The organism is Cellvibrio sp. KY-GH-1 (genome assembly GCF_008806975.1).
In the GTDB taxonomy this organism is placed as follows: domain Bacteria; phylum Pseudomonadota; class Gammaproteobacteria; order Pseudomonadales; family Cellvibrionaceae; genus Cellvibrio.
The window spans coordinates 2,904,107-2,916,911 of record NZ_CP031728.1 but is presented as its reverse complement, the minus strand read 5'-3'; the positions used below and the strand labels follow the sequence as shown (position 1 = coordinate 2,916,911).

At 46.8% G+C, this 12,805-nt stretch carries 12 protein-coding genes; 2 read left to right on the top strand and 10 right to left on the bottom strand.

Annotation, left to right across the window (positions count from 1 at the left end):
* The first annotated feature begins 102 nt into the window (after positions 1–102).
* Together D0C16_RS12545 and yegD are read left to right on the top strand one after the other, a co-directional pair.
* A complete protein-coding gene (locus tag D0C16_RS12545; RefSeq protein WP_151032694.1) occupies positions 103–1,593 on the top strand; it encodes a carboxypeptidase M32 in 1,491 nt (496 codons plus the stop codon).
* 25 nt (positions 1,594–1,618) lie between these two features.
* On the top strand, positions 1,619–3,037 hold the full coding sequence (gene yegD, locus D0C16_RS12540; RefSeq protein ID WP_225318660.1) for a molecular chaperone: 1,419 nt from the start codon (positions 1,619–1,621) through the stop codon (positions 3,035–3,037).
* 75 nt (positions 3,038–3,112) lie between these two features.
* Here the strand turns inward: yegD and D0C16_RS12535 are convergent, their stop codons facing one another.
* The 10 genes from D0C16_RS12535 to D0C16_RS12490 form a co-directional block, all read right to left on the bottom strand.
* The gene (locus D0C16_RS12535; RefSeq protein ID WP_151032693.1) at positions 3,113–4,030 is read right to left on the bottom strand and encodes a hypothetical protein; all 918 of its coding nucleotides are present in this window, start codon (positions 4,028–4,030) and stop codon (positions 3,113–3,115) included.
* Positions 4,031–4,295: 265 nt separating this feature from the next.
* Entirely contained in the window at positions 4,296–4,709 is a 414-nt protein-coding gene (locus D0C16_RS12530; protein WP_151032692.1) for a hypothetical protein, read from the bottom strand.
* 14 nt (positions 4,710–4,723) lie between these two features.
* Positions 4,724–5,992: a HEAT repeat domain-containing protein gene (locus D0C16_RS12525; RefSeq protein WP_151032691.1), complete on the bottom strand. Its 1,269-nt coding sequence runs from the start codon at positions 5,990–5,992 to the stop codon at positions 4,724–4,726.
* Positions 5,993–6,015: 23 nt separating this feature from the next.
* Entirely contained in the window at positions 6,016–6,732 is a 717-nt protein-coding gene (locus tag D0C16_RS12520) for a hypothetical protein (RefSeq protein ID WP_151032690.1), read from the bottom strand.
* Between the two features lie 283 nt (positions 6,733–7,015).
* Complete coding sequence (locus D0C16_RS12515; RefSeq protein WP_151032689.1) at positions 7,016–7,558, bottom strand: HNH/endonuclease VII fold toxin-2 domain-containing protein; 543 nt, start codon at positions 7,556–7,558, stop codon at positions 7,016–7,018.
* A 23-nt stretch (positions 7,559–7,581) separates the two neighbouring features.
* Complete coding sequence (locus D0C16_RS12510) at positions 7,582–8,580, bottom strand: hypothetical protein (protein ID WP_151032688.1); 999 nt, start codon at positions 8,578–8,580, stop codon at positions 7,582–7,584.
* Between the two features lie 15 nt (positions 8,581–8,595).
* On the bottom strand, positions 8,596–9,132 hold the full coding sequence (locus D0C16_RS12505) for an HNH/endonuclease VII fold toxin-2 domain-containing protein (RefSeq protein ID WP_151032687.1): 537 nt from the start codon (positions 9,130–9,132) through the stop codon (positions 8,596–8,598).
* A gap of 23 nt (positions 9,133–9,155) precedes the next feature.
* Positions 9,156–10,154, bottom strand: coding sequence for a hypothetical protein (locus tag D0C16_RS12500; protein WP_151032686.1), 999 nt, complete (start codon positions 10,152–10,154; stop codon positions 9,156–9,158).
* A 10-nt stretch (positions 10,155–10,164) separates the two neighbouring features.
* Positions 10,165–11,745, bottom strand: coding sequence for a PAAR-like domain-containing protein (locus D0C16_RS12495; RefSeq protein WP_191968469.1), 1,581 nt, complete (start codon positions 11,743–11,745; stop codon positions 10,165–10,167).
* On the bottom strand, positions 11,742–12,803 hold the full coding sequence (locus tag D0C16_RS12490; RefSeq protein ID WP_151032684.1) for a hypothetical protein: 1,062 nt from the start codon (positions 12,801–12,803) through the stop codon (positions 11,742–11,744). The genes D0C16_RS12495 and D0C16_RS12490 overlap by 4 nt, the downstream gene beginning before the upstream one ends.
* Between the last annotated feature and the right edge of the window lie 2 nt (positions 12,804–12,805).

The following is a 12,805-nucleotide window of genomic DNA, read 5'->3' as shown; positions in this document are numbered from 1 at the left end:
GCAAATATCTGCATTTTTAGACTTTTTTGCGCAGCTAATTATTGCTCGCGCGTGCCGGGATTTATATGCTGCCGCCATCGGTCACGGCCAGGAGGATGAGCCATGTCATACCAACAACTGCAACATCACTTTTTAAAAATATCGCACTTGCAGCATCTGGAAGCGATTTGTTCCTGGGATCAAGCGGCGATGATGCCCGACGGCGGCAATGATGCACGCAGTGAAGCTATGGCGGAGCTGTCGGTGTTGGTGCACCAGCAAACAACCGCTGCGCATTTGGGGCAATGGATTGATGCCGCAGAACAAGAAACATTATCGGCGGCGGAGCAGGCGAGTCTCGCCGCGATAAAGCGCCGTTGGAAACAGGCAACACAATTACCGGAAGATCTGGTGCAGGCGCAATCGCTCGCCAATTCCACGTGTGAGCACGCGTGGCGCGAGCAGCGGAAAAATAACGACTGGGATGCATTTAAACCCAATCTTGCAAAAGTAGTTGATTTGGTGCGCGAGGAAGCGCGTATTCGTGCCGTCGACTCTGGTTTGCGCCCCTATGACGCTATGTTGGAGCTCTATGAACCGGGCATGACCAGCGCCAAGCTGGATGTATTATTTGCGGATGTAAAAGCCTGGTTGCCTGAATTTATTCAGCGTGCTGATGAAATCCAGCAGCAGAAAAAAGTGATAGTTCCGCAAGGGCCGTTTGCGATCGAGCGACAAAAAGAGTTGGGCCTGGCGGCAATGAAATTGCTCGGGTTTGATTTTACCCACGGCCGTTTGGATGTCAGCACGCATCCCTTTTGCGGTGGTGTGCCGAGTGATGTGCGCATTACCACGCGCTACGACGAAAGCGATTTTATGAAAGCGCTGCTCGGCGTAATCCATGAAACTGGCCATGCACGCTATGAACAAAACCTGCCAAAAACCTGGGCGGGCCTGCCGGTGGGGGAGGCGCGCTCCATGGGCGTGCATGAATCGCAAAGTTTATTTTTTGAAATGCAATTGGCGCGCTCAAAAGAATTTACACAGTTGCTCGCACCGCTTGCGCGCACGAGTTTACAGCGTGAGCAAGACGCTGCTTTTAGTAATGACAACCTCTATGCATTTAATACGCGCATGAAGCGCGGTTATATTCGTGTAGATGCGGATGAGTTGACCTATCCGGCACACGTTATTTTGCGCTATGAAATCGAGCGCGCCCTGGTGGAAGGTGATATTGAGGTCGATGATATTCCCGCACTCTGGAATGAAAAAATGCAAGCCTATCTTGGCTTGTCTACCGAGGGGAATTATCGTGATGGTTGCATGCAAGATATTCACTGGCCCGGCGGCGCCTTTGGATATTTTCCTTCCTATACACTCGGTGCAATGTACGCCGCGCAGGAATTTGCGGCAGCCAGCCGTCGTATTGCGCAACTCCCGGAGAAAATCGCACAGGGGGACCTTGCACCTTTATTTGATTGGTTGCAGGAAAATATCTGGAGCAAAGGCAGTTTGTTGTCCACCGATGAGTTAATCACGGCAGCAACGGGCGAGCCATTGAATGCACGTTTTTTCAAGGCGCATTTACAGCGTCGCTATCTGGATAATAATTAGCAATTAATCGCGGTAAAAATTGCGTGTGGCAGTAAAATTTATTAGTGAGTGTTTGCAGTTGAGTGGATTTATGCAAGTTGGTTTTGATTACGGTACCTCGAATTGTGCTATGTCATTTATGGATGACGGCGTTGCGAAACTGGTGCCGTTGTATGGTGATGACGCTTTTGTTCCCTCCACGCTTTTTGCGCTGGATCGTGGTTTTATTGCCGAGTTGATTGCTCAGCAGTTGCAAAGCGCGAGTGAGAGACAGGCTTATGCACAGGCGCGCTCTGGCGCCTTGGCGCAAGCGCGCGCAGGAAAGTTGGAACACGATTTAGCGCAAGTAAGTGAAGGATTATTTTATGGTGCCGAAGCCATTGCCCATTATGTGGCGGCACCGGAAGAAGGGTATTTTATTAAATCGCCCAAATCGTTTTTGGGGGCGAGCGGCTTACGCCCACAGATGGTTGGCTTTTTTGAGGATCTGGTCGCGGCTATGATGCTCAATGTAAAGCAACGCGCGGAAATCTACTTGCAGCGCGACATTACCCAGGTAGTGATTGGTCGGCCGGTCAACTTCCAAGGTATCAATGCGCAAGAATCCAATCGACAAGCGCAAGCGATTTTATCGGCAGCAGCACAGCGAATTGGCTTTCGCGATATTGAATTCCTATTTGAGCCACTCGCCGCCGGGTTTGATTTTGAAATGCGCCTGCACGAAAACAAAAAAGTGTTGGTGGTGGACGTCGGTGGTGGCACTACAGATTGTTCGATGGTATTGATGGGGCCAGCGCACCGAAACAATTTACAGCGCGAACGCGATTTTCTCGGCCACACTGGTGAGCGCATTGGCGGGAATGATTTTGATATTTTGCTCGCGCAAAAAGCACTCATGCCTTCTTTTGGTATGTTGTCGCCGTTAAAAACCGGGCTGCCCATGCCGCTCATGCCGTTTGTGAATGCCATGGCGATTAACGATATAGGTGCACAATCTGATTTTTATGAGGCTAACACCGGTTTCCTGCTGGAAAAATTACAGCGCGAAACCACCGAGCCAGAATTATTAAAACGTTTTGTTGCCATGCGCGACCACAAACATAATTTTGCCGTAGTACGTGAAGCGGAGCTGGGGAAAATTGCCTTGTCTTCAGCGGCCATGCATCGTTTTCCTTTGGATTTTATTGAACAGGGCCTGGCGCCTGACATAAACGCTCAATCCTATGCTGATATCGTCAATTTGCTGCTGCAAAAAATTGCCAATTTAATTAATGATGCAACCACACAAGCGGGTAGCTTGCCGGACGTAGTGTATATCACCGGCGGCAGCGCCAAATCGCCATTAATTCGGCAGCTGGTGCGTGAGTTGTTGGGAGCGGATATTACGATTGTAGATGGCGATCACTTCGGCAGTGTGGCGGCGGGGCTGGGTGTTTGGTCGAGCCGAATCTTTGGTACAAATTAATGTAACGCGTTAATGTTGTGGCGGGCTAACCAAATCGTAATTCGCGCGTTGTGAAAATAGTGCCCGAGGCTGGTGTTAGCCCGGGCGTTTCATGCTCGCTGAATAAAGTTGCGCGGGTCGTGCTGCATCATCGGCATCGGTTACCAATAAAATATCGACCCTATTGCCTGATGCATTCGCTTCAATACCTTCCAGCTTTACGGTTTTATCAATCGGTTCTAATAACACCAAATCCCCCGTGCGATTAATAACTCCGATCGCCGACCCCATGCATTGCCCATCAAGATAGGAGTCGGAGGTGTTTTCGGCACTGGCTGTAAATACTATGTCGCCGCTATCAAGCGCGCTGGCATCAGTAAAGCAAAGCGGTACATCAGCAATATTACCCAAGTTATAAGGTGTGATGTGAATGTGGGGTGCGAATTTTTTATCAGGCGCGCGCAGCACTTTATAAAAATCCGCGAGTGATAAACGAATGCTTGCATTTAATTTATTCTTCTTATTCCCGCGCTGAAATAAGTACATTGAATCATCCACAACAGCGGCACCTTCAATATTAAGCTTGCCGATTTCATCCTTGAGAAACCCGTAAAATTTCTCCAATTCAAGCAACAGTGGTTTTCCGTGAATATTGCCGTGGCTATCCAGCGTGATCAGCGTACTGCGGTGACGATTCTTCTTCGAACCTGAACCGAGCGCGAGTAGCGTTGTTTGCGCAGAAAAGTTCGGCAGCAGCGTGAGCACTTCAATATCAGGTTTTTCGGCTTTGCGTTCCTCCGCATCCAATGGTAATTCCCCCTCAAAGCAGCGGTGCAACCGCCCATGTGCATGCCCGTCCCGCAAAAACTGCCCGATATGCAGTTCATCATCGGCCACCACATACAACCATTGCCCCACTTGCACCAAACCACTCGCCGCACTCAAATGAGGGTGGCGATCCGCATGCGTGCCTTGCGCTAACATCAGGCTTTTCAATTCAGTAAGGTGGATCATGGGCAGCTCCGTGATGGGATTGGTTTTTTCCGGTAGACGATGAGTATAGGGTAATTATTTAGATTCGAATCAATGTTGGTTGATGGTGACAAGTTTTTCCTGGAGAGGAATACCTATAGAAAATGGATTAGGTCTCATCGCAATCGGAATGTAACACGGAGTTGTTTAATGTCCATGATCGGCAGGGCGGTGTTAGGCATTGCTTTCGAAAATTGCCGCCCTTTTTATCGTTCTTCATGACCACCTGTTTGAGTCAACTAGGGTGTTAGGCTGCACAATTGGTCTTAATAAGTGTCGGGCGTAGATCCAGTGTGGCGTGCTGGTCCGGTGCGATAGGAATGCTTTGAATAAATTCAACAAAATTTGGGGTGGCTATTTTTTCTGTTAGTTCTGGCTGGCCGTGTCGGACTAAGTGAGAGCCTTGATAAACCCAAACCAAAGGAATGGTTTCAGGAAAAAAAGTGCCTAAAAATTCGCAGTGATCTTCCAGATCAAGCCAAAGCCAGTGAGTATTGGATGGTGTAACTTCAGATAGTTGAAATATGGTTTTTTTTACTGGCTCACATTTGTGGCACCAGGATGCGCCGAGGCAGATAACGATAGATTGACTGCTATCGCTTAAGGTCGATGTTATTTTTGCAAAGTCGTCCCAGGCGTCTAACAAATTGCTGTTAGTCATAGAAATTTCCTTTATTAGTCGATAAAAAATGGCTTGGGGAAGTTGGCCAGTTCCTGCGATTCGTCCCTCAGCGTTGTAAGGAGCGCGCTATGCCAATGCTGCGGCATAGCGTTAAATGTGCTTAGCGGCGGTAAGTTCACATTGGTATCAGTGCCGCTGAGAAGATTTTTTCCAGTGGGAAAATTTTCGTGTTGATCAATCAGCCATTGTTTCATTGCAGTAGATGAAACTCTGCTTATTCCCTCTATTTCTCGCATGAGTTGTTTAATGTGTGGTGAATGGTTTCTTTCTAATTCTTCCACTGGGTCAGATAGTATTTCTTCGGGTTCATCGAAGGAGTCAAGCTCAACGCCAGTAATGTGGTGAATTGCGTAGGCGGCAAGTGGTGCTGCAATTTCATGGTCTAGCAACATTGCAAGTCGCGTTATAGAGCTTTTGGTGCCGCGAAAGGCGTTTGCCCAAATATAGTCACTTAAAGTCGATTGAGTGTTGAAAGTAGATAGGCCGGTTTCAAAGTCTTGTTCTGAGCTAGATGCAGACCATATAAGCAGATTTTTAAGGCGCTCATTTCTTTCGAGTAGCGGGAATAACTTGATTGTGTCTTGTTGGTGCTCAGGGTTGCCGAGAATAGCGAGCGATGCGCCAGCAGCCAGTTGGCACAAAGGTTCATTATCCTTTAATCCGTTTATAAGTGCCGGAAGATAATCTCTCAGTTGATAAAGCCCTATGGCTTCTAGTGCCTTAATACGAAGTGAGAGGTCTAGCGAGTTAATGGCGGTTGTTAACAAACGCTCAGCATTTATTTCTGGTATTTTTAATGCGGTGTGAATAAGGGCGCTTTTTATGTGGTCTGATTGTGACCAAAGGAACTGAATAGCTGCAATAGCTTTTTCTTTGTCGCCTAGCAATAGAGTCCAGTGCAATGCAGCAGAAAGCCCATTGTGCGCGTCTTTGTTAAGTTGAACAATTTTTGTAATCGCATCGAGTTGCTCTTCTTTGCTCGTTTGAATAGCGATATAGCTTGCTGCAAATACTTCGTCGGCAGTTTTCCATTGCGTCATTCGTTTCAGTGCGTATGGCCATGCATAATCAGCGTTAATGCGTAGGCCTTCCAAGTGAGCATCAAGCCGCTGCTCAATTCGATAAAATTGATTCAGATTAATATTCGGTCGCCATAGTGAGTCTTCACGTCTCAGCCAGCAAAAGGCGGCTTCCTCTACATGTTGCTCGATAATTGATTTTACGGGGTGTCTAATAATTTCTTTAATTTCTGAAAAAGCCATAGCAATAAACCGTCAGTCCTTTATTAGTAGGGTGCAACCAAACACTGCCATTCATTGCCATCAAACGCATGTACTTCGTAATTGCTGGCGACTACGAGCAATCCATCGTAAGCATCCATGTGGCCGTTGTAGGTAATTAATTCGCCGTTGTGTTGCGGGGTTTTTAACTCCTTGCCGTCCCACACTTTTAATTGATAGCCGGAGCAGAGCCAGAGTTGATTGTTGAACCATACGCTGTCATTGAATAGAACACTGGAAAATCCTTTGGCGATTTTTTTCCAACTGTTTTTTTCGCCAACCCATAAATTGCCGCCTTCACCACTGATGTAAACTTCGCCAGTGGGCGCGACAGTAACTGTATTAAGTTGTTCGTTGCTGGGGAAGTCGCATTGGTGCCAGCGCGTGCCGTCGTAGCGCCATACATCGCCGTGACCACCTACGGCGTACATGTTGGATTCGTTAGGGCCGTCGAGGTCATTAAAGCCGTAACGCCCTTTTTCGATTTGTTCGGGTGATAGTTGAGGGAAACCGTCCATCACTTTTTCCCAGTGTCCAATATCTACTCGCTTGTAGATTTTTCGGAACATACCGACAGCATAGGCCCAACCATCAATGCATTTTAATTTTAATGTGACTATGCCTTTGCTTGGATCTGTATTGCCGATGGGGGTTATTTCTTCTATTCCCTTATTTTCTGCTGATACAGCCCAGGTTGCTCCAGTACGCCAACGTGTAGTCATTAAGGTTTGAGTTATTGGTTTTCTAGAAATACCTACTTGGGGAAACGAAAATCCTGTATCAAATCCGCTGCTACCTAATAGATTATTTTCCGTGTCAAATGAAGTGCAGCGGGTCGGAACCTCGCCATCAAATAACTTATTGAGTTCAAAATCTGGAAGATCTTTTCGTAGAACAAAGCTTATAAGACTCTTCGTTCTAATTGCGCAGTTTTTGATAATCCATCCTTTGAATCGCTTCTCCCAGTCTAATTTCGAAATTAGAGTTTTATGATTAATGTTTGCGTCAGATACCATCTTCTTGGCCTTCTTCATCGGTTATTGTTTTTCCATTTTGATTCACTGCATCTGCTTTTGCATTCGGGCACAAACGGCCGTAATAATCTTCCAGCTGCGCCTTAATACAATCTTTACCGCATCCAGAAAGTGGAAAGGTTTCTGTGTGTGATTCTGCAGCGGCATCAATTGCATCGGTCATGCTCATTTTTCCGTTTGAATCTATGGCGTTGTCTTTAAGCTTTTTATCTAACGCTTTATCAAATTTATTGTGAATCCTTTCATGGCTGCCTCCACTGCCACGCCCGCCTTCCACACATACTACCGGTGCGTCGCTGTCTTTATAGCCGGGGCAATCCACGCCTTTCATGGCGGCTTGTGGAATTAAATGATGCCCTTGTTGGCCTGTGCAGCAACCGCGATCTACGCCTTTGTTGCGATCGGTTTTGCTGGGTTTGGATGGCTCTACACTATCGGCACTGTCCCCCTGCTTTTTGTGGGGGATAAGGCTTCTTTTTTGATGAGCGTGATGCGCGAAAAGATGATTTTCCATCCTTGGTGAATTCCTATTTTTGGCTATTCATAGGGCGCTACCAAGCACTGCCATTCATTACCATCGAATGCATGTACTTCGTAATTGCTGGCGACTACGAGCAATCCATCGTAGGCATCCATGTGGCCGTTGTAGGTAATTAATTCGCCGTTGTGTTGCGGTGTTTTTAATTCTTTGCCGTCCCACACTTTTAATTGATAGCCGGAGCAGAGCCAGAGTTGGTTGTTGAACCATACGCTGTCATTGAATAGAACACTGGAAAAACCTTTGGCGATTTTTTTCCAGCTATTTTTTTCGCCAACCCATAAATTGCCGCCTTCACCACTAATGTAAACTTCGCCAGTGGGCGCGACAGTAACGGTGTTGAGTTGTTCGTTGCTGGGGAAGTCGCATTGGTGCCAGCGCGTGCCGTCGTAGCGCCATACATCGCCGTGACCACCTACGGCGTACATGTTGGATTCGTTAGGACCGTCGAGGTCTTCAAAGCCAAAAAAGCCATTGCGTATTTGCTCTGACGTTAATTGAGGGAAACCATTCATAACCGGTTCCCATTTGCCAATTTCAACGCGTTTGTAAATGTCGCGGAATGAGCCTACAGCATAGGCCCAGCCGTCAATGCATTTTAATTTTTGTGTGGCTATTCCCTTGCTGGGTTCGGTTTTACCGATGGGGGTTATTTCTTCGAAGCCTTTTGAGCCAGAGCCAATTGCGCCAATTGCTCCAGTTCTCGATCTTGATGACATCAGGCGTTGGCCAATAGGTTTTCTTGATACCCCAGCGCGAGGAAAGCTCATTCCTCCATATTCTATATCACCACTTTTTACTGGATTGTCATCTATAAAAATAGTAAGTAATCGGCTCGGAATCTCGCTATCCCAAAGTTTTTCGATTTCTCCATTAGCTATGTCTTGTCTAACTACAAAAGCGATTTTATCTTTTTCCAGAATGGCACAGTCTGTAATAATCCATCCTTTCACTGATTCGGCCCACTCATTTTCAGGTAGATATATTTTAGAGTTCATAGATTTAAGCCTATATTAGTTTTCGCGACGATTTTCTCGTCTAACAGTATTTCCAAGTTGATCTACAGCATTAACCTTTGAATCAGGGCAAAGTCCCTTGTAGTAATCTTCCAGCTGCGCCTTAATGCAATCTTTACCACAGCCAGAAAGCGGAAAGGTTTCTGTGTGTGATTCTGCAGCGGCATCAATTGCATCGGTCATGCTCATTTTTCCGTTTGAATCTATGGCGTTGTCTTTAAGCTTTTTATCTAACGCTTTATCAAACTTATTGTGAATCCGCTCATGGCTGCCTCCACTGCCACGCCCGCCTTCGACGCAAACAACCGGTGCGTCGCTGTCTTTATAGCCGGGGCAATCCACGCCTTTCATGGCGGCTTGTGGAATTAAATGATGCCCTTGTTGGCCTGTGCAGCAACCGCGATCTACGCCTTTGTTGCGATCGGTTTTGCTGGGTTTGGATGGCTCTACATTATCGGCACTGTCGCCCTGCTTTTTGTGGGGTATTAGGCTTCTTTTTTGATGAGCGTGATGCGCGAAAAGATGATTTTCCATCCTTGGTGAATTCCTATTTTTGGTTATTCATAGGGCGCAACCAAACATTGCCATTCGTTACCATCAAACGCATGTACTTCGTAATTGCTAGCGACTACTAATAATCCATCATAAGCATCCATGTGGCCGTTGTAGGTAATTAATTCGCCGTTGTGTTGCGGGGTTTTTAATTCCTTGCCGTCCCACACTTTTAATTGATAGCCGGAGCAGAGCCAGAGTTGATTGTTGAACCATACGCTGTCATTGAATAGAACACTGGAAAATCCTTTGGCGATTTTTTTCCAACTGTTTTTTTCGCCAACCCATAAATTGCCGCCTTCGCCGCTAATATAAACCTCGCCGGTGGGTGCAACAGTGACGGTGTTGAGTTGTTCGTTGCTGGGAAAGTCGCATTGGTGCCAGCGCGTGCCGTCGTAGCGCCATACATCGCCGTGACCACCTACGGCGTACATGTTGGATTCGTTAGGGCCGTCGAGGTCATTAAAGCCGTAACGCCCTTTTTCTATTTGTTCGGGTGATAGTTGAGGGAAACCGTCCATCACTTTTTCCCAGTGTCCAACATCTACTCGCTTGTAGATTTTTCGGAACATACCGACTGCATAGGCCCAGCCATCAATGCATTTTAGTTTTAATGTGACTATGCCTTTGCTTGGATCTGTATTCCCAATGGGGGTTATTTCTTCTAGTCCTTTTGATCCAGAACCTATAGCACCTATAGCGCCTGTTCGAGTTCTTGATGAAATCAATCGTTGCTTTATTGGCTTTCTGCAGGCACCAATACGAGGGAATTGGATTCCTTCGTACCCTTTATGCCCACTTTTTACTGGGTTATCATCCATAAAAATAGTAAACAATCTGGTTGGTATTTCGCTATCCCATAATTTTTCAATTTTCCCGCTTGGAATATTTTCGCGTATCGAAAAGGCAATTGTGTCTTTTTCCACGATTGCGCAATCTGTGATGATCCAATTTTTTAAAGATAATTCCCATTCATTCTTTGGTAAATAGATAGTTTTCTTCATAAAGTTCTCTTTATTCACGACCCGCTTCGTCATTTGCTTTGTCCAAAATTGACTTGCCGTTCTGGTCAACAGCATTTACTTTTGCATTGGGACAAAGGTTATTGTAGTAATCTTCCAGCTGCGCCTTAATACAATCTTTACCGCAACCAGAAAGTGGAAAGGTTTCTGTGTGTGATTCTGCAGCTACATCAATGATTTCGTTTAATGGCATTTTTCCATTGGCATCTACTTTTTTGTTTTCGGCTTTTTGTTGGAGCGCAATGTCGTAGTTATTGTGAATCCGCTCATGGCTGCCGCCACTACCACGCCCGCCTTCCACACATACTACCGGTGCGTCGCTGTCCTTATAGCCGGGGCAATCCACGCCTTTCATGGCGGCTTGTGGAATTAAGTGGTGCCCTTGTTGGCCTGTGCAGCAACCGCGATCTACACCTTTATTGCGATCGGTTTTGCTCGGTTTGGATGGCTCTACATTATCGGCACTGTCGCCCTGTTTTTTGTGGGGGATAAGGCTGCATTTACGTGCGCGAATACAAGGGTTCAATGTTGCCAGTAACTCTTGAAAATCGCCGGTAATACGGCTCAATTCCTGATCGGTAGCGGTGAGTTCGCCTTTTGAATTAATTAATGGATTAATTTTTTCGAAGGCTTCGCTGGCATTTTTGTAAAGCTGCTCGGCCGCTCTGGCGTTTTGGATGTTTTCTGGCAGGCGTGAAATGGTGAGAATCGCATCGCCCACGGACACGATTGTACCCAGGAGCCCGCCTATACCTGCGCCGGGTGCCGCTCCTACGCCCACGGTTGGAACTCCAGCGGCAACGGCGCCCGCTGCGGCTCCTGCCGCTATTTTTGCACCTGTGCGGGCGGCGAGTTTACTTGCCCCTTCAATGGCAGCATCGGACAAATACCCCCAAAACCCGGACTTAATCGCTTCCATTTCTTCCGCAGCGGTATCCAAAAGGGAGTTGAGTTCGTTGCGCAATTGGGTTTTGTTGGGCGTATTGGTTGGAATATTCAAACCATCGCAAAACTCTTGGGTCCAATGCCCCGGCTTCTCATCTTTACTGAGCTTTTTCTTTTTGCGGGATTTTTTCGCTTCACTATCCGAGCAAGCTTTGTTGATGCGTTTCTCTTGTTTTTTACATTCATGCCCACCTAAAAAATTGCGCGATAAAAATGGGAATAGGGCGGTATTGGCCGGGTTGGAGTGGTTGTGGGTTACTGTGTCCATATCCCTTGCAACACCTTCACCCTCGATCTTTACGTTCATAGACCAGCTGGTAAAAAAAGCTCGGCCCTCAATATTGCCAGAGACAATTCCTTTCTTCAGGGCTTTGGTTGCGCCTGTATCGCCAATACTTTTGTGAAAATAGGATTTGTTAGACAAGGCAACTTCTTTGCCGGCAATAAATACTGTACGACTACCATTGCGAATATCTTTAGCAAATACCGTGTTGGGGTAAGGAATGGGAACACCGGTAGCGGGTGGTGTGGGTGGCGAAAAGCAAACATCACCCATGGCATTGCTTTGCCCATCTGAAGAGCGAGAGGCAATTTCGTGACCATTAGCATAAACGTGGTGTGCGCTCATATCTTTTCCTTGACTGGGCATTGGGGGCTAAATACTGCGGCGCCGCGCGATGTTTGCGCCGAGGATAAATGCATAAGAATATATTCAGCATTTAATCGATTAATAAACATTAATTGCCATAAGTAAGCGATGAGTACTGGACCAAAAGAACAGCCTGTGTGGCCGATATGTGCGGCAATGGTCTGGTGCGAAAAATCAGCGGGCGATGGTTCTCTGAGCGTTCTGGCCCACGCATAAGCGGCTTCTTCAAAAAAATATTGTTCACCGCTAAGGTCGCTTACGCGTAAATCAATTTTTTCTGGTGATATTCCTGCTTGCTGAATAGCTGCTTTCATGGCCGCTGCAAGCCCAACGCCATAAACGGGCTGGTCACTCAACAAGCTGGCTTGTTCTTCTGCACAGGCGAGCCCCAGGACAGATAGTTGATGCGCGTGCGGAATAGTCCTTGTCAGCAAGCAGGCCGCCGCTGCTTCACCGGGAATAAAGCCGCCAGCAGACTCGGATGTGTTTATGCGATTTAAATGTAAATTAGATTCGATATCGGTAGTGTTTAACCATGAATCAGCAGCCAGAAGGATTGCATAACTATCATTGGTTAAATAATTATTTGCTGCCGCTAGTGCATAAATACAACTGCTTTCGCCATGGGTAAATGCTTGAATATGGCGTTGTTCTGATTGATGGAAGAGTGAATCATCGTGCAGCAAGGTGTGAATAATTGTCGTGATTGGTTTAGGCCTTGTGTCATCACCCAAAATAAATATAGCGATATCGGTTGGCAGTGGCAGGGTAAGCCCGGCTTTTATTGCGCACTCTTCAATGGCGAGCGTACACATGCGACTAAAGTGCTCGTAACCTCCTTGGCGATACTCGGTAGCAGTTTCAAGCGAGGTTATTTTAACTGGTGCGACAACAATAGGTTCGTTGGTTGTATCTCTAAATTCGGATAGTTGGAAGTTATCCAGGCCCGCGCGGATAGCGGCGGCACTACTGGGTGCATCCATGCCCACACTGGTAACCATTCCGGCCGATACAACATTTAATCTATTTACATTCATTG

Coding starts and splice junctions, on each gene's coding strand:
- D0C16_RS12545 (WP_151032694.1), top strand. CDS start 103: ATGTCATACCAACAACTGCAACATCACTTTTTAAAAATATCGCACTTG.
- D0C16_RS12535 (WP_151032693.1), bottom strand. CDS start 4,030: ATGATCCACCTTACTGAATTGAAAAGCCTGATGTTAGCGCAAGGCACG.
- D0C16_RS12530 (WP_151032692.1), bottom strand. CDS start 4,709: ATGACTAACAGCAATTTGTTAGACGCCTGGGACGACTTTGCAAAAATA.
- D0C16_RS12525 (WP_151032691.1), bottom strand. CDS start 5,992: ATGGCTTTTTCAGAAATTAAAGAAATTATTAGACACCCCGTAAAATCA.
- D0C16_RS12520 (WP_151032690.1), bottom strand. CDS start 6,732: ATGACTACACGTTGGCGTACTGGAGCAACCTGGGCTGTATCAGCAGAA.
- D0C16_RS12515 (WP_151032689.1), bottom strand. CDS start 7,558: ATGGAAAATCATCTTTTCGCGCATCACGCTCATCAAAAAAGAAGCCTT.
- D0C16_RS12510 (WP_151032688.1), bottom strand. CDS start 8,580: ATGAACTCTAAAATATATCTACCTGAAAATGAGTGGGCCGAATCAGTG.
- D0C16_RS12505 (WP_151032687.1), bottom strand. CDS start 9,132: ATGGAAAATCATCTTTTCGCGCATCACGCTCATCAAAAAAGAAGCCTA.
- D0C16_RS12500 (WP_151032686.1), bottom strand. CDS start 10,154: ATGAAGAAAACTATCTATTTACCAAAGAATGAATGGGAATTATCTTTA.
- D0C16_RS12495 (WP_191968469.1), bottom strand. CDS start 11,745: ATGAGCGCACACCACGTTTATGCTAATGGTCACGAAATTGCCTCTCGC.
- D0C16_RS12490 (WP_151032684.1), bottom strand. CDS start 12,803: ATGAATGTAAATAGATTAAATGTTGTATCGGCCGGAATGGTTACCAGT.